This window comes from Exiguobacterium sp. s34 (assembly GCF_018617435.1).
GTDB classification, from domain to species: domain Bacteria; phylum Bacillota; class Bacilli; order Exiguobacteriales; family Exiguobacteriaceae; genus Exiguobacterium; species Exiguobacterium aestuarii.
This window is the reverse complement of sequence record NZ_JACSKE010000001.1, coordinates 460494-484901: the sequence shown is the minus strand read 5'-3', so window position 1 is coordinate 484901 and position 24408 is coordinate 460494. Positions and strand designations below refer to the sequence as shown.

Genomic DNA, 24408 nt, shown 5'->3' with positions numbered 1-24408 from the left:
TTCCCGATGGTTGGTATTCAAGAGAGGAGAAAGAAACATGACAAAGTACATTTTCGTAACAGGCGGGGTAGTATCTTCGCTCGGTAAAGGGATCACGGCAGCTTCACTCGCGCGTCTACTCAAAAATCGAGGACTCAACGTCACGATTCAGAAGTTTGACCCATACATCAACATTGACCCAGGTACGATGAGCCCGTATCAACACGGAGAAGTATTCGTCACAGATGATGGCGCTGAGACTGACCTTGACCTCGGACACTATGAGCGTTTCATCGACATCAACTTGTCGCAAAACGCGAACGTCACATCAGGGCGCATTTATTCGACTGTCTTGAAGAAAGAGCGTCGTGGAGACTATAACGGTGGAACGGTTCAGGTCATTCCGCATATCACGAACGAAATCAAAGACCGTGTCTTCCGTGCAGGGCGCGAGACGAACGCCGATGTCGTCATCACTGAGATTGGTGGAACAGTCGGGGATATCGAATCCCTCCCGTTCATCGAAGCGATTCGCCAAGTGAAGAATGACATCGGGAAAGAGAACGTCATGTACGTCCACTGTACACTCGTTCCTTACCTTCGTGCCGCAGGTGAAATGAAGACAAAACCGACACAGCACAGTGTCAAAGAGCTTCGCAGCTACGGGATTCAACCGGACATCATCGTCCTTCGTACCGAGCATGACATCCCAGAAGACATGCGCGAGAAAATCGCACTCTTCTGTGATACACGCAAAGAGGCGGTCATCGAGGCGCAAGACGCATCGACACTTTATGAAGTACCACTCAACCTTCAAAAACAAGGAATGGACCAACTCGTCAACGACTACTTCGGTTTCAATTCACCGGCTGCTGACATGACGGCGTGGAAAGAACTCGTCCACACGGTCACACACCTTGAGAAGAAAGTGAAAATCGCACTCGTCGGGAAATATGTCGAGTTGCGTGATGCGTATATCTCGGTTGCGGAAGCACTTAAACATGCGGGTTATGCGTTCAATGCGGATATCGACATCGACTGGATCAACGCGGAAGACGTGACGGCTGAAAACGTCTCGGACATCCTCGGTGATGCGGACGGAATCCTCGTCCCAGGTGGATTCGGTGAGCGTGGAATCGAAGGGAAGATTGAAGCGACACGTTTCGCTCGTGAAAACAACGTCCCATTCTTCGGGATCTGTCTCGGGATGCAACTCGCAACGGTCGAGTTTGCCCGTAACGTCTTGAAGTTGGACGGCGCGCACACGGCTGAAATCGATCCATCGACTCCGTACCCGATCATCGACCTTCTTCCAGAACAAAAGGACATCGAAGACCTTGGGGGTACACTCCGTCTCGGACTCTACCCATGTAAACTTGAAAAAGGGACGAAAGCACATGCCGCTTACGATCAAGAGCTCGTGTACGAGCGCCATCGTCACCGCTATGAGTTCAACAACGAATATCGTGAAGCGTTCGAAGCAGAAGGCTTCAAGTTCTCAGGTACGAGCCCAGACGGTCGTCTTGTGGAAATCATTGAGATTCCAGAACACAAGTGGTTCGTGGCATCACAGTTCCACCCTGAGCTCATCTCACGTCCAGAACGTCCACAACGTCTATTCCATGACTTCATCCAAGCGTCACTTGGAGAATAATGAATTGAAAGCCACGACCCATTACGGGTTGTGGCTTTTCTTGATTACATATTTATCTCAACTTATTTTTTTAAGTGACTCATAAGGATTTATTTTAGAAGCAATTGAAGCTGGGATTAGGGAAGCTATCCCACCTACAATTGTCGGTAAAAGTAAACTTAACAAAGCAAGATATGCATTGGACCAGGGAATAAGCCCAAATGCGAAATAGATGGTGATGTAAGCCAAACCTAAACCGAGCATTCCAGCAATCAGTCCAACAATCAATCCCTCAATCACAACTAAATAACGAATGGAATGATCTGCCCATCCAATCGCTTTTAATAAGGCAAAAGAATCTTCACGTTCTTGAACGTTTTGCCAAATGATTTCTCCTGTTGTTAATATTGCAATCAATACCGACACACCTATGGTTACATAATGAAGTGTTCCGATTTGAACAGCAACGAATTGCCCAAGCCAAGATGTATAAAGGACACCTTGAAGATGGAACGTGACATAAACGAAAAATACGAGTAAGGATGTCGGGACAGCGATTGATGCCACCGACAATAAGTTTCGACGCCACTTGCTTACCATTTCTTTAAGCGCCAAAGAGCCCATGTTTTTTAATGGAATGATAGAGCTCGAAGTGTTTGCGTACTCACCAACTTTAATTACTTCATATGGTTGTATTTTTCTAATGTTAAGTGCTGACCATGTTGCACCGCTCAGATAAATCAGAAGGCTAAAAGCTGTAATCAAGGACCAGCTCCAGAGACTGAACCCTTCTCCCTGCACGATGAAAAAAGCGGATTCGATTGCTAGCGATACAATCGAAACGAGAAACGCTAAAATAATCGCTTCTAGATATATAATTTTGTACAAATCTTTCTGACTCCAACCTAAAGAGAGTAGGATCGCAAATTCACGTCTTCTTGAAAGCATCGTGATATAGCTTGTCGTCAATACATAAATGATAGCCACGCCGATAATGGACAAGATCACACCCGAATATCCTGCACTTGTCTCTCGGAAAATCGTGATGGCTGCACCTAAGTGAATCCATGGCTGCTCGATCCATCCAAGCGTATTGCCTTCTTTCACGACTTTTGTGATCACAGGTTGCGGGGAAGATCCCGTTGTGACTGTGGCAATTAAACCTGTATCTCTTTCAATCTGCTCCTTTAGCTCTTGCAAGGTTGCCTCCGATGCCTCGTTCAATGTATCAACATTGTTTACCTTGATGCGAATCGAAGAAATTGATTTCTCTCCGTTTAACAGACGAGCGGCATCTAGAGTCGTGATAATGCTCGGTGAGTTCGTCAGCAGTCCAGCCGGATTCCCAGAGGTGTTGATGCTCACAGATGGATTGAGTGGTGAGCCATCTTGATCAAGAACAAGATCGGCTGACGCGGGACGGTACGTTTCCATAGGGAGTTCATTCAACGGATCTTTGGAGACCGCGATTTTTTCTGGATCGAACGTCCCGACCACTTCAAAATCTAGGACCGGGCTTAAGTAAGCGAGGTCATTGGATTCCGGAAGCGTCGTTTGGACCTCCGTGCTGTTCACCGGTCTAAAACCTTGTTTCGGTAAAATGGATGGAGGAAGCCATTTATTTGTAAATGAAATGGGTTGACTATCGATCTGAAAAGCATTTCCCCATCGCTCCGGGAAAGGACTGTCTGTCTCTTTCATTTCTAAAGGACCTGAATTGAAGATGAGTTGAGACCCCTCATTGATCAAGGCACCCGGATGGTCTGGTGTCTTCTTTCCTTGCAGTTGGTTAAAATAAATCGCTTCAAGGTCCTTCGATGGAATGCTCAACGACTGAATATTTTTTACGTCGTAACGTAACAAGTCAGATTCAGACGCGATGTCTTGTAATACTTTTTTCTGGTCATCAGATGATAAGAAGGGTACATCTAATTGTTCAAGTTCATACTCATGGTACCCCTTGTTAAACGAGGCAGGATTAATAAGAATAGGTATTCGGACATGTTGTTGTTCACTGCTTAAGGACACCGCCCGATCATCGGTTGAAAAATAAGAGGAAGAGGTGATCGCTTGATCGAGACCCACAAGTTTGGCTTCTTCATCAGGATCAACCGCCACAATTAAATTGAGGCTCCCTGGATTGATAGCGTTTCCAACCTGGTCAAAAGGGAGCAAGCCGATTCCCCTCGGCAAGAGTTCATTCGTTCCGTTTGCAATATGTATAACTTCCTCTGATATCATTTCTCGTTCTAAACCTGTCTCATCGAACTGACGATGCGTCAGACGAAACAGTCCTTGGTCAGGTATCTTCAGCATATTCGGTAAATCCACATTTAATTGCGTATACCCGATGATTGCGACAGGAGCAGCCACCTCCACATTTTCCATCGTTTTTATTTTTTCATATTGTTCAAATGTAATCCCTCCTACAATCCCGTTCAGATAGTTTGGCTCAAGAAGGTCATACTCTTCAGTAGTGAGTCTACTTGTCGAAGGACGAACTACAATATCATAGGCAGACGACCAGCGCTTTTGAAGTGTTTCCTCCACAACACCTTTGTTTGTTTCATTCAATTTAAAGATAAGATTCAAACCTGTAGCAATGATCAGAGCGCCAATCAATAACAGAAGTAGTTTTGCCTTTTGGTTTCGCCAATATTGTAGGATGAACTTCAACATACACGCTCTCCTTTTTGATCTTCTACAATCCGACCGTCTTGCATATGAATGATTCGATTAGCTCGACGCGCCAGATCTAAATCGTGTGTCACAAAAATAAGGCCGCACTGTTGTGTTTCATGAAGGTCCACTAATAAATCAAAGATCAGCTCACTATTTGTACTATCTAGATTTCCTGTCGGTTCGTCCGCAAGGATCCAGTTTGGTCGATTAACAATCGCACGCGCGATTGCGATTCGTTGTTGTTGACCTCCAGATAGTTGAGAAGGGAGGACATGGGATTTGGTCTCTAACCCGACCTGTTGAATCACTTCTTTAACACGTTCTTCTTTATTGAAATCCACCTTTTTCGTTAAAAAGGGAACCATGACATTTTCGAAAACACTTAAAGATGGTAAGAGGTGGAATTGTTGAAATACAAATCCGATTTCCTTAAAGCGAAAATCGGACAATTGAGTATTATTTAAATCATTTAATATAACCGAATCAAACTCGAGTGTCCCTGAGGTAGGTTTTTCTAGAGAACCGATCAGGCTAAGCAAAGTTGATTTACCTGACCCGGATGGACCAACAATTGCAGTGATTTCATTTTTGCTAAATGTACAATTTAGTTGTTTGATCACTGTCTCATCATGCCCTAAGTTATTAAATGTATGAATCAATTCTTTGATAGAAATAAATGAATTCATCTAATTACCCCTTATATTTTCATAATGTTAACTATATTTATGTCTATAGTAAAATAAGTTCCTTTATTTTACAACTAATAGAGGGTTTATACATTTACTCTGAACTCATGAGAAAGATATTATCATGAATTCTTTAATGAATGATTAACAGTAACGCGGAGCGTTAAATCAAATTTACGAATTGATTTATGAACTGAAGATTCGTAGGAATTTTTCTACGCCAAAAGCATGAGAGGGAAGGTGCCTTTGGCATGATACATCACCTTCACTTTGTGGGTACACTAGAAGTAGAACGGGGAGAGGGCGATGGCTTATGAAAGAACGACATTCGATTTATCTAGGGTATGGGCTGGGGCTTGTCGCGCTCAGTCTGTTGCCGTTCGTCGTCTTGCCTTCCCTCTTATTGCCGTACCAACTTGGATGGACAGGCGTTGTCTTACTCGCGCTCTCAGTCGGGCTCCTTCGGTCGATTCGCGACGGCTCAAACATGATCTTGAAGCAGATGTGGAAAATCACGTTCTCTCTCTTTTTAATCTTTGTGTTTGTCTATTACGTATCGTTCGGACTCGTCCTCTATGATACGTATGGGTTAGATCGTCTATTAGAACAGTATGAACGACAGGCGGTATGGGTATTCGCAGCATTCAGTTTTTTACAACCGATTGCGTTACCCGTCCCGGAAGCGGTCAGTGTGCCGATCGGGAGCGTCGCACTCGGACCGTTTCGTGCCGCTTTAGTCGGGAGTGTGTCGACCACGCTTGGCATCTTTGTCATGTATGGTCTGGCCCGATTCGGCCGTGAGCGAATCATTCGTTGGGTCGATGAGGAGAAGTTAAAGACATATGACCGATATGTCGAAAAGTATGGTCTTGGCATCTTGCTCGTCTTGTTCATTATTCCGATTTTACCGGATGAGGTCATCTGTCTGGCCGCAGGGTTTAGTCGCGTTCCGTTCCCGCGCTTTGCGGGTATTGCGTTCGGCGCAAAAATCGTCACGTCGTTCGGACTCGCTTATTCTGTCTCGATTGGGCAATTGTTTATGACGGGCTCGAGTCCGATTGCCATCGTCTCTGTCATGGCAAGTTTAATCGTGTTGATTCTCGCGTTCATTTGGCGCAAACGGAAAAAAGGAGATTCAAACGGTACGCAAGAATAAGGTAAGGACGCTATATAGAAAGGAAGACAAGATGCGACAAGATCAAGAAGTGGTCATTCGACCAATTGAAGAAAAAGACTTATCACGACTATGGGAATTGATTTATCGAGAGGCGACACCGGAATGGAAACAATGGGATGCGCCTTACTTTGAACACAAAGCGATGTCTTATGAGGAATTTCAGCAAATCGAACGGTCGTTTATCCAGAAAGAAGACATGTGGGTCATTGAAGTGGATGGAACGGTATATGGGACCGTTTCTTACTATTTTGAAGATGCCGGACGAGAGTGGCTCGAGATGGGCATCATCTTGCATCAGCCCGACCGCTGGAATCGGGGAGTCGGAACGCGTGCCCTTCGCTTATGGAGCGAGCATTTATTTGAGACGTTACCTGTCGTCCGTGTCGGCTTGACGACGTGGTCCGGGAATGAGCGGATGATGCGAGTCGCTGAAAAAGTGGGGCTGCAGCTCGAAGGTCGAATCCGTCAAGTGCGTGTCGTGAATGGGAAGCGCTATGATTCGATTCGGATGGGCATGTTACGAGAAGAGTGGAAAGCATAAAAAAGCACCGCGGATGAAACAATCCGCGGTGTGTTGTGTTACTTCACTTTTTGATCTTTAATCGGGAACCAACCGGCACGAGTCGTAATCGCATTCCAGAGTGGGGCTGGCACGGCGAGTTCGGCTTGTTTATCCAAGTCGAGTTCTGTCTCGATTTCGTCTTCGCGGTCTGTTTTCACCTTCTCGAGCCATTCTGGGTCGATGATGAGTTCGCGACCGAGCGCGGCGAGGTCGACAACGTCGAGTGCATCTTCCACTTGCCCAGGACGTTGGAGCTGTCCGACCCCGATGAGTGGGATAGCGCCGTTGATCCGTTTGGCAATCCGATCGATGGAACGCTCTGTGACGTTTTCGTCACGCATCGAAGCTGTGTTGAAGTTCCAAAGAGAAGCGTGAATATAATCGACGCCTTCTTCTAAAATCATATCAAGCAGGACATCTGTGTCATCAAGTGTGATCCCTGGCTCTTCAATCTCTTCTGGTGAGAAGCGATAACCGATTAAGAAGTCTTCTGCATCTGCTGCGGCTTCTTTGACACGGCGAATGACTTCGCGTGGGAACGTCAAACGACCATGGACATCACCGCCGAAGCGATCTTCACGGCGATTCGAGTGTGGTGAGAAGAATTGTTGAATCAAGTATGTGTTCGCTCCGTGAATCTCGACTCCGTCAAACCCGGCTTCGATAGCGCGACGAGTCGCTTCACCGAACGCATCGATGATGGCTTCGACTTCTGACGTTTCGAGCGCACGTGGTGTGACGGCGCCTTCACGAACAGGTGCGACCGCACTTGCGCTCACTGGTTGTTCGTTCGGGACGAGTTCAGGTGGCGACATACGTCCTGCGTGGAAAATTTGAAGAATGGCTTTTGCGCCTTCTGCTTTTAAACTTTCCGCCAATTGACGAAGACCTGTGATGAATTTGTCATCATTGACCCCGAATGCGTTCGGGAATCCTTTCCCGTCTTCTGTCACGTACGCGCAAGCTGTGATGGCGAGCCCGACGTTTTGTGCACGTTTCCGATAATATGCGAGCTCGTGCTCAGATACTTCGCCCGTTGGTTCTGATGAGTAGTGCGTCATCGGCGCCAATACAAGGCGGTTCGGTACTTCAACGCCATTTTTAAACTGAAAAGGTTGTAACATACGTTTCATCTGAAATCCTCCTTCAACATGATACCTTGAAGTCTAAGCTTCTCGATTGCAAAATGCGAGTCGGATGCTTGTGAAACGACACATTGCAGATTGATCAAGCGTAAGAGATGATTGAACTCAAAAGAATAGGGTATAATACAGGAGAAAAGTTGATATTCGGTTCGAGACAATAGAGAGACCACAACAGAAGGGGGAAGCCTTATTTTTGTTGTGGTCTCTTTTTCTATTCATTGAACCGTACTTACTATAGGAGGGAATAAGATGGAGATCAGAAATTTCTCAGCAAAAGAACGAGCGAAACGATATGAACAACTGACAAGTGAACGTCATGACGTTCTTGTTGTCGGTGGAGGGATTACCGGAGCGGGGATTGCGCTTGATGCGTCGTCGCGTGGGATGAAAACAGCCGTTCTTGAGATGCAAGACTTTGCAGCAGGGACGTCAAGCCGTTCGACGAAACTTGTTCACGGGGGACTCCGCTATTTGAAACAATTCGAAGTGGCGCTCGTCGCAGAAGTCGGGAAAGAGCGGGCCATCGTATATGAGAATGGTCCACACGTCACGACGCCGGAGCAAATGCTCTTACCGATGCACAAGGGAGGCACGTTCGGTCCATTCTCGACATCAATCGGACTCATGGTGTATGACTTCCTCGCAGGTGTAAAACGTGCAGAGCGTCGCATGATGCTCAAACCAGATGAAGTCATCAAAAAGGCACCACTCGTGAAAAAAGACGACTTGGTCGGAGGCGGCTATTACGTCGAGTACCGGACAGATGATGCACGATTGACGATTGAAGTGGCGAAAGAAGCAGCGAATCATGGTGCGCTTCTAATGAACTATGCGAAAGTGACAGGATTGATTTACGAAAACGGCAAAGTGGCCGGTGTACACGTCGAAGATCAGATTGACGGGTCGACGTATGACGTATATGCGAAGAAAATCATCAATGCGACCGGCCCATGGGTCGACGAGTTACGAGAAGAAGATAACTCGAAAAAAGGGAAGCAACTTCGTCTGACAAAAGGGATTCACTTGGTCATCGACCAGTCGAAATTCCCACTCAAACAAGCGATCTATTTCGATACACCAGACGGACGCATGGTCTTTGCGATTCCACGTGGCAATAAAGCATACGTCGGAACGACGGATACGTTCTTCGATAAAAACAAAGCACATCCACGCATGACGACGGAAGACCGTGATTATATTTTAGAAGCCATTCACTATATGTTCCCAGACGTCAATGTCACAGCGGATGACGTAGAGTCGAGCTGGGCAGGTATTCGTCCGTTGATTTATGAAGAAGGAAAAGACCCTTCTGAAATTTCACGTAAGGACGAAATTTGGCAGTCAGACAGCGGCTTGATCACGATTGCCGGTGGTAAATTGACTGGGTATCGGAAGATGTCGGAAACGGTCGTCGACCTCGTCGCAAAACTGTTGAAAGAAGAAGACGGTGTCGTCTACTTGGCAAGCCGGACGAAGCATATGCCGATGTCAGGTGGTCATGTCGGTGGATCGAAAGGCTTCAAAGATTTCCTTGAGAAGAAAACGAAAGAACTTCAAAATCATGGTCTAGACGCAAACCACGCGGAAGAACTTGTCCGTTTATACGGATCGAATATCGACCGCGTCATCGAACGGATGGATGCGAACGCATATGACCTTCCTGAAATCGTCTATGCGCAGTTGGTGTACGGCATCGAGGAAGAATCGGTCGTTCGTGCCATCGACTTCTTGATTCGCCGCACGGGAGCGATGTTCTTTGACATCGACTTCGTCCGTCAATACAAAGACGGCGTCCTTCGCTGCATGGCCGATGTCTTCAAATGGTCAGATGAGCGTTTGAAAGAGGAACGTGAAGAAGTCGAGAAAGAAATTGAAATTGCAGTTGTTCCAGTGACTGTCGAATCATAAGATACAATGCGTCATACGAGAGGTTCATTCTGAACAGGATGAACCTCTTTTTGTGGAATGGTTTCATGACTTCGGAATAACGGTATATCTCATAAGTAGTGACTCTTATGTTGAAGGAGAACTGTTTATGAAACGAAAGCTCATCGCCGTCTTGTTGATCGGCGTTCTAATAGTAGTAGGCTGGCGCTATGTCGACGTGGATCGTCTATTGGCGGATGTGTATTATGTCAAAGTCCCGAATGCGGAAGTGGCGACACAGACGTCGAACGGGTATCGATATGACCTCATCGGCTACGATGAAGTTGGGAAGAAGCGACCGTTAGCCATTTCTACTCCATCATTGTTGGCAGAAGGAGACTTTTTAAAAGTATTTGTGAAAGAAGAATCTCCCGAAGTGACCGATTATGAACGGGTCAATGCGTTGGAAGTGCCAGAACAGTTGAAAGAAGAGCAGGAAGAGGGCAGTTCCGAGACGCCGTTCCCTTGATTTCAAAAGATAGGCATCGCGAAAAAGAGATGAGTTTGGTATGGTTAAATTGTTTGATTATGGAAAATGATGAATGAAAGAAGGGACATGCATGTCACGGATGTTGATTGCAGACGACCAGGATGGAATTCGTACGATGCTCGCACAAGTGTTCACGAACATGGGTGTTGACGTGGACACGGCGCAAGACGGCATCAAAGCCTGGGAGTTTTTAGAGAAAGAACGATACGACTTAGTACTTCTCGATATGAACATGCCGCGTATGTTCGGTCATGAAGTATTGCGTCGGATGAGAGAACAAGAACTAGAGACACCTGTCATGATCATGACGGCGTTCGGAGAAGAAACGGTGATTGACGAGGTGCGTCGTCTCGGAATTGCTGCGCAATTTGAAAAGCCATTTGATATATACGGAATGATTGAAAAAGTGAAGGAAGTCTTGGAAATTTGACGTTTCGTCACCAAGATGACATATGTAAACGCTTGCGCTAAGCCATTTCTATGCCCGAATAGCATAGGCACATGTTTTACGGTGTGTTATAATGGGAACGAATTGCACGGGGGAACTTTTCCCAAACGTGTATAATAGCGAACAGACAGGAGGATGTCATTATGCCATTAGTATCAATGACAGAAATGCTTAACAAAGCATTCGAAGGCAAGTATGCAGTAGGCCAATTCAACATCAACAACCTCGAGTGGACGCAAGCGATTCTTCGCGCTGCGGAAGACGAGAAATCACCAGTAATCCTCGGTGTATCAGAAGGTGCAGCGAAGTACATGGGTGGCTTCACAACAGTTGTCAAAATGGTTGAAGGTCTCATGCACGACTACAACATCACTGTTCCAGTTGCAATCCACCTTGACCACGGTTCTTCATTCGACAAGTGTAAAGCAGCGATCGACGCTGGATTCACATCAGTCATGATCGACGGTTCACACCACCCGATCGACGAAAACGTTGAAATGACGAAACAAGTTGTCGAGTACGCGCACGCTAAAGGCGCTTCTGTTGAGGCAGAAGTCGGTACAGTTGGCGGCGAAGAAGACGGCGTCATCGGTGGCGTACAATACGCTGACCTCGAAGAGTGTGTACGTGTTGTTAAAGAAGCGAAAGTGGATGCACTCGCTGCAGCACTCGGTTCTGTACACGGACCATACCAAGGTGAGCCGAAGCTTGGCTTCAAAGAGATGGAAGAAATCGCGAAAGCGACACAAACTCCACTCGTTCTTCACGGCGGATCAGGTATTCCTGAGCACCAAGTTAAAAAAGCAATCGAGCTCGGACACAGCAAAATCAACGTCAACACAGAGTGCCAACAAGAGTGGACTCGTGCGGTACGTGAGAAGCTTGACGCTGACTCGAAAGTATATGACCCACGTAAAGTTATCGGACCTGGGATCGAAGCGATCTACAACGTCGTAACTGGCAAAATGCGTGAGTTTGGTTCTAGCAACCAAGCATAATCCTGTTTGATCAAGTCGGTTCTCTATGAGGACCGACTTTTTGTATATTTCGGCTTTCCTCAGGCTCGGAATCTGACAAAGGGTGTAGTAATTCACCTGTTCTTTCCTCATAATAGAGATTGTAAGCGATCACAAATGAAGGAGGAGACACATATGCGTTTTTTCATTGACACAGCAAATGTGCAAGACATTAAACAAGCTCACCAAATGGGCGTCATCGGAGGCGTGACGACGAATCCATCGCTCGTCGCCAAAGAAGGTGTCGACTTCCATACAAGACTTCGTGAAATCTGTGAGATCGTCGGGGATCTCTCGGTAAGTGCGGAAGTTATTGCACTCGATGCAAAGGGTATGGTGGAAGAAGGAAAGGAACTTGCTGCCATCGCGCCGAATATTACGGTAAAGGTACCGATGACACCAGCGGGGATGGAAGCGGTGAAACAGTTCAAAGAGCTCGGGATCAAAACGAACGTGACGCTCATCTTTAACGCGAACCAAGCGTTACTTGCGGCACGTGCCGGCGCTTCGTATGTTTCTCCATTCATCGGACGTTTGGATGACATCGGTCAAGATGGACTCGATCTCATCGAGACGATTGCCAACATTTTTGCGATTCATGGCATCGAGACAGAAATCATTGCGGCATCTGTACGTCACCCGGTTCACGCGACGAAAGCCGCACTCCTTGGGGCTGATATTGCGACAGTCCCTTACAAAGTCATCGAACAGATGATGAAACATCCGCTCACAGACAAAGGCATTGAGCAGTTTTTAGCGGATTGGAACAACGCTCAATCCAAATAAGTCCGTCGTAGAAAGGTTTTGATCAGCGTGGAAATTCTCCATATCGTTGGGCAGCAAAAATTAGAAGGAACCGTCGAGATTAGCGGGGCGAAACAAAGCGCTCTCCCTTGCCTTGTGGCTGCACTTCTCACAGAAGAGTCGGTGACAATTGAAAATGTCCCGATGATTGAAGATGTAGAAGTGATGGTCAACTTGTTAAGAGAGCTAGGAGTTCGAGTGGAGCGTGAGGGAGAACGGATGACCATTCATTCGAATGAAGCCGTCGCCATGCCTCTTCTTGGTTCCGAGACGCGGAAAGTTCGTGCCGCTGTCTATTTACTCGGTGTCTTCGCCGCTCGATTCGGAAAAGGAGCGGTCGGGCTACCTGGGGGATATGCGATTGGTCCACGACCGATTGACTTACATTTGAAAGCGTTAGAACGTCTCGGGATTCATGTCGAGAATGAATCCGGTCTCTATCATGTCCGGGTCGAAGAACTCGTCGGGAATCGAATTTACTTGGACTTGCGGTCGTTCGGGGCAACCGTTAGTGCGATGCTCGCGGCGGTTTTAGCGAAAGGGACGACGGTCATTGAGAATGCGGCCTGTGACCCTGAAGTCGTCGACGTGGCAACGATGCTCACATCGATGGGAGCACACGTGAGTGGAGCGGGTACCGATGAGATTCGCATCAAAGGCGTCGAACGTTTGCACGGATGTACACACACATTGATTCCTGATCGCCTCGAGGCCGGCACGTTCATGATGTTCGGAGCGGTATCGGGTAGCGTGACCGTACAACCGGTCATTCCGACACACCTTGAAGGTGTCATTCAAAAACTGTTGGATTTTGGTGCGGAGGTAGAGGTCGGTGAGGAGTCGGTCACTGTGACTGCTAAGAAATTCGTGCCGACAGACATTCGTGTGTTCCATTACTCGGGATATCCGAGTGATTTGCAGCCAATCATGTCAGCGGCTTTATTGAAGGCGGACGGGACGAGCATTGTCACAGACAAATTGTACTCCCAACGATTCCGACATATCGCCGAGATGCGTCGGATGAACGCACAGATTACGCTAGAAGATGCTTCGGCGGTCATTCGCGGAGGGAATCAACTCGCAAACGCAGAGATGGAATGTACAGACGCAAGAAGTGCAGCGGCGCTTGTTTTATCGGCACTTCAGGCGTCTGGAGAATCGACGTTACTTCATGCAGAACGATTGAATGATTCATATGTCGACTTTGTCGGCAAATTAAAACAGCTCGGTGCGCTCGTTTGGGTGGAGGATCACGCCGAGGTATAAAGGGGAGATTTCGGGTGGAACGAAGTTTATCGATGGAACTGGTCCGGGTCACAGAAGCGGCGGCACTTGCTTCAGCCCGTTGGATGGGTCGCGGTTTAAAGGTCGAGGCAGATGATGCAGCGACTACGGCGATGCGAGATGTCTTTGATACGATTCCGATGAAGGGGATTGTTGTCATCGGGGAAGGTGAAATGGACGAGGCCCCGATGCTCTATATCGGGGAGAAGGTCGGGAACGGTTATGGCTCGCGTCTTGATGTCGCGGTCGACCCGTTAGAAGGAACGAACATCGTAGCGACGGGGACGTGGGGAGCGCTCGCCGTTCTCGCTGTCGCCGATGCGGGAGACCTTCTTCACGCACCGGATATGTACATGGAAAAAATTGCGGTCGGACCGGAAGCTGCGGGTCTCGTCAGTCTCGACAACTCGATTGAAGAGAATATCGAAATCGTGGCGAAAGCCAAGAAGAAAAACGTGGAAGACGTCGTCGTGACTATTTTACATCGGGACCGACATGAGGAAATCATTCAGCGGGTCCGGGCGACTGGAGCTCGAATCAAGTTGATTCCAGACGGGGATGTCGCGGCAGCCATTAACACGGCCTTCCCAAAAACGGGTGTCGACTTACTACTCGGTTCAGGTGGGGCACCGGAAGGCGTCATCGCCGCGGTCGCAATGAAGTGTCTAGGGGGAGACTTCCAAGGACGCTTGCTCCCGGAAGACGAGGCACAAAAACAGCGTTGCCATGACATGGGGATCGAAGACACGGATCGAATCCTTTTACTCAATGACTTGGTGAAAGGTGAAGATTGTATCTTTGCGGCGACAGGTGTCACGGACGGTGAATTGTTACGTGGTGTCCAATTCACGTCCCAAGGCGGGCAGACGCATTCCGTTGTCATGCGTGCAAAATCTGGTACCGTACGCTTCGTAGAAGGGAACCACTCTCTTACGAAAAAACCGAAAATGGTCATGAAACCTGAATAACATGGAGTCGCGGATGTGTAAACGTCCGCGGCTTTTTTGTGATGAAAGATTGAGAAAACGGGAATGGATAGTCAGGAGGTGGGTGTGATGATTGAAGTGGAAGGACTCGTGAAGACCTTTAAAGATGTTCCGGCGGTGAACGATGTTTCTTTCTCCGTGAAAGAAGGGGAAATCTTTGCGTTTTTAGGACCGAACGGTGCCGGTAAATCGACGACGGTGCAAATGTTGACGACGCTCGTCCGTCCGACGTCTGGGGTGGCGCGGGTGAACGGATTCGATGTCGTCAAACAAGAAAAAGACGTCCGCCTGTCCATCGGGGTCGCACTACAGGAAACCGGGATCGATAAAGTACTGACGGGTCGTGAACTGCTCGTCTTACAAGGACGTTTATTTAAGATGTCGAACGAGAAGGCGCGTCGTCGCGCAGATGAATTGTTAGAAGTCGTTTCTCTGACAGATGCCGCGGATCGACGGAGTGGTACGTATTCAGGAGGGATGCGGCGACGTCTCGATTTGGCCCTCACGCTCGTCCATCGTCCAACCGTATTGTTTTTAGATGAGCCGACGACGGGTCTCGACCCGGCGAGTCGGATTGAGATATGGAATGAAGTACGGCGACTGAATCAAGAATTTGGGACAACGATCTTTTTGACGACCCAGTACTTAGAAGAGGCGGATGAATTGGCTGACCGGATTGCCATCATCCATCATGGGAAAATCGTCAGTGAGGGAACGGCTGAGAAACTGAAACAACTAGTCGGCGGTGAGACGATTGCGATGGACTTTTCAAATGAAGCGGATGCGATGACCGCGGCCACACTCTTCGAGACGACGGCGAACGGGAATCATGTCTCGTTCGAACTACGCGATGTGACGTTGACCGAAATTGTTCGAGCGTTAGATGAACGGGGACTACAACCCGAACGATTGACCGTGAAACAACCGTCGCTTGATGACGTCTTCTTACAAGTGACAGGTGAATCTTATGAAGGGGGCGAGATTCGTGTGGACTGAGACATGGTTATTCACGAAACGGAGCTTAGTGACGACGATCCGAAATCCATTTTCGTTTATCCCGAACTTGATCATCTCTGTATTCTTTTTACTCGTGTACACGAGCGGTCTATCCAGTGTGGCCTCGCTTCCTCAATTTGAAGGAAGCGACTACTTGAACTTCATCTTGCCGGTATCGATTGTCTCAGGTGCCGTCGGCGGGGCAGGAGGAACAGGACAAGCCCTTGTTCGCGATATCGAGAGCGGTTATTTCGCGAGATTACTATTGACTCCGGCGACCCGGACTGCGATTGTGCTCGGACCGATGATTGCCGGAATGTTGCAGCTGCTTGTCCAAACACTGCTCATCTTTGCGGTCGCTTTTCTACTCGGTCTCACGATTCCTGTCGGAGCGGTCGGTTTCTTCTTCACGGTATTACTCGCGATTGGATTCGGTCTTGGCTTTGCGGGTTATTCCGTAGGTGTTGCGTTAAAAACCCGGAATGCGCAAGCCGCACAGGCGGGTACGCTTTTGTTCTTCCCACTGATTTTCTTATCGACGACGTTCGTCCCGAAAGAATTGATTGAGGCGGAATGGTTGAAAGTAGCAGCAACGTTTAATCCGACGACATATATTTTTGAAGGAATGCGGGCGGTTCTGACGCAACCGGAGATTGACTGGGGTGCTTTATCGGCAGGACTCGCGGTCGCGGGTACGATGAGTGTACTCATGATTGTGTTTGCGGCGACGAACGCGAGAGGTGCGCTCAAGCAAAAATAAAAAACGACTCGGTTCCAATGAACCGAGTCGCATTGATATCGTATTAAAGGTATGATCCAGCGCCAACGTAACGTGGTGCCCAGTATCCAGAAGTGAAGCTCGCGTATTTCACGCCGCCTGTTTCTGAGTTGATCATTTGTGTTTTGCTAAGCGCCATCCCGACGTGTTGAATCGTTCCGCCCGAATGTGAGAAGAAGACGAGGTCTCCTGCTTGAATCGATGACTTCGAGATTTTCTTCGCGCTTGAGTATTGCTGACGTGAAGAACGTGGGAGTGTTTTGCCGATTGCTTTTTTGTAAACATGTCCAGTGTAACCTGAGCAGTCAAATCCAGAAGTTGTTGTTCCACCGTAACGGTAAGGTGTACCGAGATACTTTTTCGACTCAGCAACGAGTTTTGCACGCTTGCTTGACGATGACGTTGAAACTGTCGTTGATGTTGAAGTAGACGTTCTCGGTTTCAAATACGTGTACGTTGAAGATGCTGAAATGTAACGGTGAGTACCTTTGTAGTTGATTTTATAGAACGAACCGGATTTACCAAGGTATGTATAGCGTTGACCTTTATCCATCTTCGCGACAACTTTCGATGACGTAAGTGACGGGGCAGTACGGATGTTCAAGCCGTTTACTTTCGAGTAAGCAAACGTTCCGGTAGCGGCTTCTGCTTGTTCACCTGTTGAGAACATGAGACCCGAGAAAGCAACAGTGGCAGCGACGACGATAGATGCAATACGCTTTAACATTGTATAAATCCCTCCGTTTTTAAATGTGTACGTTTCTATATGACAAAATCGAGTAGTATTTTATAGTAGAGCACAAGTGGCGGATAATACCCGGTTTCCTGTGCAAATAAACTATATCATGCGCAAGACCGATAGCATTTTTCAATCACAAGTCAAAAAAGCGTTTTCTTGTAACAAAAATGAAACAATATGTGGATATAGTACTTATTTTGTTACAAAATCTTCTTTTACTGTGTAAGGATTTGTACAAGAGGGAAACGGTTGAGCAAAAGGTGATTTTTGCACGGTGACGACACGACAAAAATGTGGTTAGATGATGGCAGAACAAAAATAACGAAGTTGAATACTTCTTGTAATGAAATGTAGAAAGATAGGTGACTTGAATGAGTCAACAGACAGAACCGACAAAAAATTACACGCTTCGTGAACTCGAAACGAAGACGTTAAAAGAACTATATGAGATCGCCAAAGAAGTCAAAGTTCCAAACTTCCGAGAAGCGCGGAAACGTGAGCTCATGTTTCGGATTTTGAAATCACAGGCCGAATCAAAAGATTTGTACTTCCTCGAAGGTATTCTAGAAATCATTCCACCGAATCCTCAGTCACAAAATGACGGCGGGTTTGGCTTCCTCCGACCAATCAACTACTCTCAATCTTCCGAAGACATCTACATCGCTGCTTCACAAATTCGCCGTTTCAACCTTCGAAACGGAGACCTCGTGACGGGGAAAGTCCGCAAACCGAAAGAGAACGAACGGTTCCAAGGGTTGTTGAGTGTAGAAGCAGTCAACGGTGAGTCGACGGACTCGACGCGTTCACGTGATTACTTCCCGGCACTCACACCAATCTATCCGGAACAACAGATGGTGCTCGAAACCGAACCGAAACACCTCTCAGTACGCGTCATGGACATGATTGCACCTGTCGGGTTCGGTCAACGTGGATTGATTGTTGCGCCACCGAAAGCGGGGAAAACGTCACTCTTAAAAGAGATTGCGAACTCGATCACGACGAACCATCCGAACGTCGAATTGATCATTCTGTTGATTGATGAACGGCCAGAGGAAGTGACCGACATCCAGCGTTCTGTACCGGATGCGGATGTGGCATTCTCGACGTTTGATGAGACACCGGAGAACCATGCGCGTATCTCAGAACTCGTCCTCGAACGAGCGATGCGTCTCGTCGAACATAAGAAAGACGTGGTCATCTTACTCGACTCCATCACACGATTGACGCGTGCGTATAACCTATCTGTCCCACCGAGCGGGCGGACGCTCTCTGGGGGGATCGACCCGGCAGCGTTTCACAAACCGAAAAAATTCTTCGGGGCGGCGCGCAATATCGAAGACGGGGGTAGCTTGACGATTCTTGCGACCGCACTCGTCGATACGGGTTCACGGATGGACGACGTTATTTATGAGGAATTCAAAGGGACGGGTAACATGGAACTTCATCTTGACCGGAAGCTGGCAGAACGTCGCATCTTCCCGGCGATTGATATCCGCCGTTCTGGTACGCGGAAAGAGGAGCTCTTACTCGGCAAGGAGGAACTCGATTCGCTATGGACGATTCGTCGTACGATGAACGAGTCTCCAGACTTCGTCGAACACTTCTTACGCCGTGTTCGTGAGACGAAAACGAACCTCGACTTTTTCGCTGCGCTCGAGGCAGATAAGAAAAAAAGACGACCAGTGAAAAAAACGAAAACAGACTTGTAAATCCTATAGTAGGGTGATATTATATTCTAGTGAACTTTCTCTAGGTTGAAAGAATACTTAGGGCCGAAGGAGTTGAAAAGCAATGAAACAAGGAATCCACCCAGAATACCGTAAAGTCGTATTCATGGACTCGACGACAGAATTCAAATTCATCACTGGTTCAACTCGTTACTCTAACGAGACAATCACGATGGAAGATGGAAACGAGTACCCACTCATCCGTGTCGATGTATCTTCTGATTCGCACCCGTTCTACACAGGTCGCCAGAAATTCGCATCTGCAGATGGTCGTATCGAGCGCTTCAACAAGAAATACCAACGTTAATCGTAAAGTTGTATGCTCACCGCCTAGGGATTGCCCTTGGCGGTTTTTTGTTACATCGACGCGGGTAAAGAGACAAAAGACTGTCGTTAGGGGGCCGTTATGGAACTTATACTCATCAGTATCAGCTTGTTGATTGGGGTCGGCATCATGTCACAATGGCTGGCATGGCGTTATCAAATTCCGGCAATCATCATTATGACGCTCGCCGGGGTGTTGGCGGGTCCAATCCTCGGGCTGTTTGACCCGCGTGAATTATTAGGGGACTTATATAGTCCGATCATCTCGTTTGCGGTCGCCATTATCTTATTTGAAGGAAGTCTCGGACTTCACTTCAGCGAAATCAATCAGTTCAGACGGTCAATCGTCCGAATCGTCACGGTCGGAGTCGCACTGGCGTTTGTCGGGATGTCGCTACTCATCCAATACGTCGGTGGGTTGCATTGGGTCGTCGCATGGACGATGGGAGCACTCTTTGTCGTGACTGGTCCAACCGTCGTCATCCCATTATTACGACAGGCACATTTGAAAGATCGTGTTGGGGCAATTTTGAAATGGGAAGGGATCATCGTCGATCCGGTCGGGGCGTTGCTCGGACTCTTCGTCGTACGACTCGGCTATATCGTATATGAAGGAATGGATTTATGGATGCAACTCCTGTTTGCGGGTGCCTGTATAATCGGGATTGGTCTCGGGTATTTGTTTGGGCATCTCCTCATGGGATGGTTTGTCGAAGAGAAAGTGCCCCGTTATCTTCGGGCTTCGGTCACGTTGACGGCCGTCCTCATCTTGTTCTCACTCAGTGAGCTCATGATGCATGAAGTCGGCCTTCTCGCCGTGACGGCGATGGGGATGACGATGGCCAATACGAAACATCGAGACGAAGAGATTATTGAAGAGTTGCAATCCTTTAAAGAAGATATTTCAATCTTGCTCATTTCGTCTGTCTTCATCTTATTGACGGCGTCGCTTTCTCGAGCAGAGCTCTTGAATATCTTCCAATGGCCGCTCCTCTTGACGATTGCGGGTATTTTGTTCTTGGTTCGCCCAGTAGCGATTTACTTGTCGACCGTCGGTGGAGGATTGCCGTTAGCGGAGCGAGGGTTCATCGGGTGGATTGCGCCGCGTGGGATTGTCGCGATGACGGTCGCCGGTTTCTTTGCTGAAGAAGTGGCGCATCTCGGGATTGACGATGCGAAGCAAATGTTACCGCTCACGCTCGGTCTCGTCTTCATTTCCGTGACATTACACGGTCTCACAATCCGACCGCTCGCACGTAAATTGAAATTAATTGATGTGCAAAAAGAGGCGAAAGCCGACGAGTAAAGGTCGGATTCACTTCTAACAGAAATTGAGAGAAGTCAACCCTTTTCCTCAACTCGAAAGATAGGTATAATCGGAAAGCGATTATCGATGGAGAGGGCGAAGAATAATGATGCATGTGACGAACCGATATGGTTGGATTGAAGTGATTTGTGGGAGTATGTTTTCAGGGAAGTCGGAGGAATTGATTCGTCGTGTCCGCCGTGCTCACTATGGAAAGATTCCGGTCCAAGTGTTCAAACCAGCAATCGACGACCGGTATCATGAAGAGAACGTCGTCTCACATACGGGCAACTCGGTTGTGGCGGTACCCATCGCATCGAGCCAAGAATTATACGATGCGGTACGCGAAGAAACGCAGGTCATCGCAATCGATGAAGTGCAATTCTTTGACGAAGGAATCGTCGATGTTATCGAACAGCTCGCAAACGAGGACAAACGCGTCATCTGCGCCGGGCTCGATATGGACTTCCGTGGCGAACCGTTCACGATGATGCCTGAGTTGTTGTCGCGTGCGGAGTTCGTGACGAAACTTCAGGCGATTTGCTTGTCTTGTGGCGCACCTGCTTCACGGACGCAGCGTTTGATTGATGGGCAACCGGCTCGTTATGAAGATCCGGTCATCTTGGTCGGGGCTTCAGAGTCGTACGAACCGCGGTGCCGTCATTGCCATGATGTACCGAATAAACCACATCCGGTCCGCCATACGGTGGCAGACTGATGAATCGACGGACCGCCCTCGGCGGTCCGTTTTTTTGCTATAATAGATAGAGTTTGATTTGACGGAGAAAGGACGGATCATCATGTTTGACCGTTTAAGTGTATTGGAAGATCGTTATATGCAATTGAATGAAATGCTCGCCGATCCTGAGGTGCTCAGTGATTCGACGAAGTTACGACAATATTCAAAAGAACAGGCACAGTTAGAAGAGACGGTACAGATGTATCGTCAATATAAAGAAACGAGCGAGGCGTTCAAAGAGGCGAAGGCGATGCTCGAGGATCGGACGCTCGACGCCGAGATGCGTGAACTTGCCAAAGAAGAGATGAATCTCTTGGAGCCGGAAGTGAAAGAGCTAGAAGCGAAGTTACGAATCTTATTACTTCCAAAAGACCCGAACGATGACAAGAACGTTATCGTCGAAGTCCGAGGCGCGGCAGGTGGAGACGAGGCAGCTCTTTTCGCGGGTGACCTGTATAAGATGTACACGCGATTCGCCGAGCGTCAAAACTGGAAAGTCGAGCTGATTGACGCGAACTATACCGAGCTAGGCGGGTTCAAGGAAGTCACGTTTATGATCAACGGGGCAGGCGCTTACTCGAAACTCAAGTTTGAGAATGGTGCGCACCGTGTGCAACGTGTCCCATCAACTGAATCAGGTGGTCGGATTCATACGTCTACGGCAACGGTCGCCGTCTTACCTGAAGCAGAAGATGTCGAGGTTCATATCGATATGAAAGATGTTCGTGTCGATACGTTCACCTCGTCAGGTCCAGGCGGTCAGTCCGTCAACACGACGCAGTCCGCCGTCCGTTTGACGCACATCCCGTCAGGTCTCGTCGTCTCGTGTCAGGATGAGAAGTCGCAGCATAAAAATAAAGACAAGGCGATGAAGGTTCTTCGGGCACGTCTATATGACAAAATGCAAAGCGAGCATATGGAAGAATTGTCGGCACAGCGGAAATCTGCTGTCGGGACAGGGGACCGTTCCGAACGGATTCGAACATACAACTTTCCACAGAGTCGTGTCACGGATCATCGTATCGGTTTGACGCTTCAAAAGTTGGACCGTGTGTTAGCGGGGGAACTCGAGGACATTATCGACGCCCTCATCATGGATGAACAGGCACGTCTTATGGAGGATGCGGAATGATGCGTATCGCTGCGCTACTGAAGCAGACAGAAGAGCGGCTTCAAGAGGCCGAACGCGACCGTGCGGCTGCCGAATGGTGGCTCATGCATGTGCTCGATGTCGACCGGACGGGTCTCCTCGTTCGATTGTCGGATGAACTATCCACCGATGAAGCAGCGCGGTTCGAAGCTGGAATTGAGCGCCTGTTGACCGGCGAGCCGGTACAACACGTGATTGGGCAGGCGCCGTTTTATGGTCGCTCGTTCGAAGTGAATCGGGACGTCTTAATCCCGAGACCGGAAACGGAAGAGTTGATTGACTGGCTTCTCGGGCAAATTCATCATGTAGCGAACGATGAAATCGTCGATGTCGGAACAGGGAGCGGCGCGATTGCCATCACGCTCAGCTTAGAGCTCGGTGTCCGGGTGCAGACCGTCGATATTTCCCCGGAAGCGATTGCGGTCGCGAAACGGAATGCAGAATCGCTCGGTGCGAGTGTTCGTTTTTATGAAGGGGACGGGCTCGCCCCGATTGCCGATCAATCGATTCGAATCCTCGTCTCGAATCCACCATATATTGAGGCGGACGTTCTATTAGATGAGACGGTCGTCGGCTACGAACCACATCTCGCCCTCTTTGGAGGAACGGACGGGCTCGACATGTATCGGCAATTGATTTCAGAATCAGTGCGCGTCTTACGTGCCGATTGGCAATTGATTGCGTTTGAAATCGGGTATAACCAAGGACAAGATGTGAAATCATTACTGTCTGAACGTTATCCTGAAGCAGAAACGGGTATTTTAAAAGATATAAACGGCAAGGACCGTATCGTCTATGCCGTAAGGGAAGGGATTGCGTATGGAAACGAAATGGATTAAATCGAATGAGATTGAAGAGGGGGTACGTCTTCTTCAAGCGGGTGAAATCATCGCCATGCCGACAGAAACCGTCTATGGTCTCGCTGGTGACGCCATGAATGATGTGGCGATTCGCAAGATTTTTGAGGCGAAAGGACGTCCGTCGGATAACCCACTCATCGTCCATATCGCTTCAATCGAGCAAACAAGCATGTTTGTCGATTCGATTCCTCCCGTCGCCAAACGCTTGATGGATGCGTTTTGGCCAGGCGCTTTGACGATCATCTTGCCTTCAAACGGCCGGGCCTCTTCGCTCGTGACCGCAGGATTGGATTCTATCGGACTACGGATGCCGAATCATTCGGCGGCACTTGAGTTGATTCGCAAGTCAGGCTTAGGGCTTGCGGCCCCAAGTGCGAACCGTTCCGGACGTCCGTCGCCGACGACCGCTCAACATGTGGCTGATGATTTGGCCGGGCGGATTGCCGGGATTGTGGACGGAGGTCCAACTGGAATCGGCGTCGAGTCAACCGTCATCGATTGTACGGGTGACACGGTGACGATTTTACGACCTGGTGGAGTGACGCGAGAAGAAATCGAAGCTGTCATCGGACCGGTCGCGTTAGATGCCAACTTGAGTGACGAAAAAGCTGCGCCGCGATCACCGGGAATGAAATATACGCATTACGCCCCGACGGCGCCCGTCTTTTTAGTCGATGGCACACGTGAAGAGTTACAACGTGTCATCGAGGAGCGTCAGCAAGCGGGATTGCGTATCGGTGCACTCGTATTCGACGAAGAGCCAACATTGGCTGACGTCACCTATTCCCTCGGTACTTCGATGGAAATGGCGGCGCAACGTTTATACGATGCCCTTCGTCGATTTGATGAAACGGACGTCGATGAGATTTATGTGAACAAGATTGAACCGGTCGGGGTCGCCTTAGCCGTCTATAACCGTTTGTATAAAGCGGCGGGCGGAAAGATCGTACACCCGACGAAAGATGCCTAAA

At 48.4% G+C, this 24408-nt stretch carries 23 protein-coding genes; 19 read left to right on the top strand and 4 right to left on the bottom strand.

Annotated features, from left to right (window positions below; translation table 11 throughout):
- The first annotated feature begins 37 nt into the window (after positions 1-37).
- Positions 38-1633: a CTP synthase gene (locus KNO87_RS02365; protein WP_214792861.1), complete on the top strand. Its 1596-nt coding sequence runs from the start codon at positions 38-40 to the stop codon at positions 1631-1633.
- A 57-nt stretch (positions 1634-1690) separates the two neighbouring features.
- Here KNO87_RS02365 and KNO87_RS02360 read toward each other — a convergent pair whose 3' ends face one another.
- Complete coding sequence (locus KNO87_RS02360; RefSeq protein ID WP_214792864.1) at positions 1691-4291, bottom strand: ABC transporter permease; 2601 nt, start codon at positions 4289-4291, stop codon at positions 1691-1693.
- Positions 4285-4980 carry an ABC transporter ATP-binding protein gene (locus KNO87_RS02355; RefSeq protein WP_214792867.1) on the bottom strand — a complete coding sequence of 232 codons (696 nt, stop codon included), beginning with the start codon at positions 4978-4980 and terminating at the stop codon, positions 4285-4287. The genes KNO87_RS02360 and KNO87_RS02355 overlap by 7 nt, the downstream gene beginning before the upstream one ends.
- 313 nt (positions 4981-5293) lie before the next feature.
- Here KNO87_RS02355 and KNO87_RS02350 point away from each other — a divergent pair, with 313 nt between their 5' ends.
- Together KNO87_RS02350 and KNO87_RS02345 are read left to right on the top strand one after the other, a co-directional pair.
- The gene (locus tag KNO87_RS02350; protein ID WP_214792870.1) at positions 5294-6136 is read left to right on the top strand and encodes a TVP38/TMEM64 family protein; all 843 of its coding nucleotides are present in this window, start codon (positions 5294-5296) and stop codon (positions 6134-6136) included.
- 31 nt (positions 6137-6167) lie between these two features.
- Positions 6168-6698 (top strand): GNAT family N-acetyltransferase, encoded by a 531-nt coding sequence (locus tag KNO87_RS02345; protein WP_214792874.1) that lies wholly within the window; start codon positions 6168-6170, stop codon positions 6696-6698.
- A 38-nt stretch (positions 6699-6736) separates the two neighbouring features.
- Here the strand turns inward: KNO87_RS02345 and KNO87_RS02340 are convergent, their stop codons facing one another.
- Entirely contained in the window at positions 6737-7852 is a 1116-nt protein-coding gene (locus tag KNO87_RS02340) for an NADH-dependent flavin oxidoreductase (RefSeq protein WP_214786241.1), read from the bottom strand.
- 261 nt (positions 7853-8113) lie between these two features.
- Here KNO87_RS02340 and KNO87_RS02335 point away from each other — a divergent pair, with 261 nt between their 5' ends.
- From KNO87_RS02335 to KNO87_RS02295, 9 genes are all read left to right on the top strand, one after another.
- Positions 8114-9772 carry a glycerol-3-phosphate dehydrogenase/oxidase gene (locus tag KNO87_RS02335; protein ID WP_214786243.1) on the top strand — a complete coding sequence of 553 codons (1659 nt, stop codon included), beginning with the start codon at positions 8114-8116 and terminating at the stop codon, positions 9770-9772.
- A gap of 127 nt (positions 9773-9899) precedes the next feature.
- Entirely contained in the window at positions 9900-10259 is a 360-nt protein-coding gene (locus KNO87_RS02330; protein WP_214792876.1) for a YxeA family protein, read from the top strand.
- 91 nt (positions 10260-10350) lie between these two features.
- Positions 10351-10710, top strand: coding sequence for a response regulator (locus KNO87_RS02325; RefSeq protein ID WP_214792879.1), 360 nt, complete (start codon positions 10351-10353; stop codon positions 10708-10710).
- A gap of 161 nt (positions 10711-10871) precedes the next feature.
- Positions 10872-11726, top strand: a complete 855-nt coding sequence (gene fba, locus KNO87_RS02320; protein WP_214694578.1) for a class II fructose-1,6-bisphosphate aldolase — start codon at positions 10872-10874, stop codon at positions 11724-11726.
- Positions 11727-11879: 153 nt separating this feature from the next.
- On the top strand, positions 11880-12530 hold the full coding sequence (fsa, locus tag KNO87_RS02315; protein WP_214792882.1) for a fructose-6-phosphate aldolase: 651 nt from the start codon (positions 11880-11882) through the stop codon (positions 12528-12530).
- Between the two features lie 27 nt (positions 12531-12557).
- The gene (murA, locus tag KNO87_RS02310) at positions 12558-13814 is read left to right on the top strand and encodes a UDP-N-acetylglucosamine 1-carboxyvinyltransferase (RefSeq protein ID WP_214792885.1); all 1257 of its coding nucleotides are present in this window, start codon (positions 12558-12560) and stop codon (positions 13812-13814) included.
- A 14-nt stretch (positions 13815-13828) separates the two neighbouring features.
- Positions 13829-14800, top strand: a complete 972-nt coding sequence (gene glpX, locus KNO87_RS02305) for a class II fructose-bisphosphatase (RefSeq protein ID WP_074035838.1) — start codon at positions 13829-13831, stop codon at positions 14798-14800.
- Between the two features lie 87 nt (positions 14801-14887).
- Complete coding sequence (locus KNO87_RS02300) at positions 14888-15814, top strand: ATP-binding cassette domain-containing protein (RefSeq protein ID WP_214792888.1); 927 nt, start codon at positions 14888-14890, stop codon at positions 15812-15814.
- A complete protein-coding gene (locus KNO87_RS02295; protein ID WP_012727390.1) occupies positions 15804-16574 on the top strand; it encodes an ABC transporter permease in 771 nt (256 codons plus the stop codon). Before KNO87_RS02300 ends, KNO87_RS02295 begins: the two co-directional genes overlap by 11 nt.
- Before the next feature lie 43 nt (positions 16575-16617).
- Here the strand turns inward: KNO87_RS02295 and KNO87_RS02290 are convergent, their stop codons facing one another.
- Positions 16618-17319 (bottom strand): C40 family peptidase, encoded by a 702-nt coding sequence (locus KNO87_RS02290; RefSeq protein WP_214792891.1) that lies wholly within the window; start codon positions 17317-17319, stop codon positions 16618-16620.
- 383 nt (positions 17320-17702) lie between these two features.
- On the opposite strand from KNO87_RS02290, the gene rho reads away from it, so the two are divergent.
- The 7 genes from rho (at position 17703) to KNO87_RS02255 (ending at position 24407) form a co-directional block, all read left to right on the top strand.
- The gene (gene rho / locus KNO87_RS02285) at positions 17703-19040 is read left to right on the top strand and encodes a transcription termination factor Rho (protein ID WP_214792894.1); all 1338 of its coding nucleotides are present in this window, start codon (positions 17703-17705) and stop codon (positions 19038-19040) included.
- 82 nt (positions 19041-19122) lie between these two features.
- A complete protein-coding gene (locus KNO87_RS02280; RefSeq protein WP_012727387.1) occupies positions 19123-19365 on the top strand; it encodes a type B 50S ribosomal protein L31 in 243 nt (80 codons plus the stop codon).
- A 99-nt stretch (positions 19366-19464) separates the two neighbouring features.
- Complete coding sequence (locus tag KNO87_RS02275; RefSeq protein WP_214792897.1) at positions 19465-20688, top strand: cation:proton antiporter; 1224 nt, start codon at positions 19465-19467, stop codon at positions 20686-20688.
- Positions 20689-20794: 106 nt separating this feature from the next.
- Positions 20795-21406, top strand: coding sequence for a thymidine kinase (locus KNO87_RS02270; RefSeq protein WP_214792899.1), 612 nt, complete (start codon positions 20795-20797; stop codon positions 21404-21406).
- A gap of 82 nt (positions 21407-21488) precedes the next feature.
- Positions 21489-22559, top strand: a complete 1071-nt coding sequence (gene prfA / locus KNO87_RS02265; protein ID WP_214786259.1) for a peptide chain release factor 1 — start codon at positions 21489-21491, stop codon at positions 22557-22559.
- A complete protein-coding gene (gene prmC / locus KNO87_RS02260; RefSeq protein WP_483298042.1) occupies positions 22556-23416 on the top strand; it encodes a peptide chain release factor N(5)-glutamine methyltransferase in 861 nt (286 codons plus the stop codon). Before prfA ends, prmC begins: the two co-directional genes overlap by 4 nt.
- Complete coding sequence (locus KNO87_RS02255; protein WP_214792902.1) at positions 23397-24407, top strand: L-threonylcarbamoyladenylate synthase; 1011 nt, start codon at positions 23397-23399, stop codon at positions 24405-24407. Before prmC ends, KNO87_RS02255 begins: the two co-directional genes overlap by 20 nt.
- The last annotated feature ends 1 nt before the right edge of the window (position 24408 follow it).

Coding starts and splice junctions, on each gene's coding strand:
- KNO87_RS02365 (WP_214792861.1), top strand. CDS start 38: ATGACAAAGTACATTTTCGTAACAGGCGGGGTAGTATCTTCGCTCGGT.
- KNO87_RS02360 (WP_214792864.1), bottom strand. CDS start 4,291: ATGTTGAAGTTCATCCTACAATATTGGCGAAACCAAAAGGCAAAACTA.
- KNO87_RS02355 (WP_214792867.1), bottom strand. CDS start 4,980: ATGAATTCATTTATTTCTATCAAAGAATTGATTCATACATTTAATAAC.
- KNO87_RS02350 (WP_214792870.1), top strand. CDS start 5,294: ATGAAAGAACGACATTCGATTTATCTAGGGTATGGGCTGGGGCTTGTC.
- KNO87_RS02345 (WP_214792874.1), top strand. CDS start 6,168: ATGCGACAAGATCAAGAAGTGGTCATTCGACCAATTGAAGAAAAAGAC.
- KNO87_RS02340 (WP_214786241.1), bottom strand. CDS start 7,852: ATGAAACGTATGTTACAACCTTTTCAGTTTAAAAATGGCGTTGAAGTA.
- KNO87_RS02335 (WP_214786243.1), top strand. CDS start 8,114: ATGGAGATCAGAAATTTCTCAGCAAAAGAACGAGCGAAACGATATGAA.
- KNO87_RS02330 (WP_214792876.1), top strand. CDS start 9,900: ATGAAACGAAAGCTCATCGCCGTCTTGTTGATCGGCGTTCTAATAGTA.
- KNO87_RS02325 (WP_214792879.1), top strand. CDS start 10,351: ATGTCACGGATGTTGATTGCAGACGACCAGGATGGAATTCGTACGATG.
- fba (WP_214694578.1), top strand. CDS start 10,872: ATGCCATTAGTATCAATGACAGAAATGCTTAACAAAGCATTCGAAGGC.
- fsa (WP_214792882.1), top strand. CDS start 11,880: ATGCGTTTTTTCATTGACACAGCAAATGTGCAAGACATTAAACAAGCT.
- KNO87_RS02300 (WP_214792888.1), top strand. CDS start 14,888: ATGATTGAAGTGGAAGGACTCGTGAAGACCTTTAAAGATGTTCCGGCG.
- KNO87_RS02290 (WP_214792891.1), bottom strand. CDS start 17,319: ATGTTAAAGCGTATTGCATCTATCGTCGTCGCTGCCACTGTTGCTTTC.
- rho (WP_214792894.1), top strand. CDS start 17,703: ATGAGTCAACAGACAGAACCGACAAAAAATTACACGCTTCGTGAACTC.
- KNO87_RS02280 (WP_012727387.1), top strand. CDS start 19,123: ATGAAACAAGGAATCCACCCAGAATACCGTAAAGTCGTATTCATGGAC.
- KNO87_RS02275 (WP_214792897.1), top strand. CDS start 19,465: ATGGAACTTATACTCATCAGTATCAGCTTGTTGATTGGGGTCGGCATC.
- KNO87_RS02270 (WP_214792899.1), top strand. CDS start 20,795: ATGATGCATGTGACGAACCGATATGGTTGGATTGAAGTGATTTGTGGG.
- prfA (WP_214786259.1), top strand. CDS start 21,489: ATGTTTGACCGTTTAAGTGTATTGGAAGATCGTTATATGCAATTGAAT.
- prmC (WP_483298042.1), top strand. CDS start 22,556: ATGATGCGTATCGCTGCGCTACTGAAGCAGACAGAAGAGCGGCTTCAA.
- KNO87_RS02255 (WP_214792902.1), top strand. CDS start 23,397: ATGGAAACGAAATGGATTAAATCGAATGAGATTGAAGAGGGGGTACGT.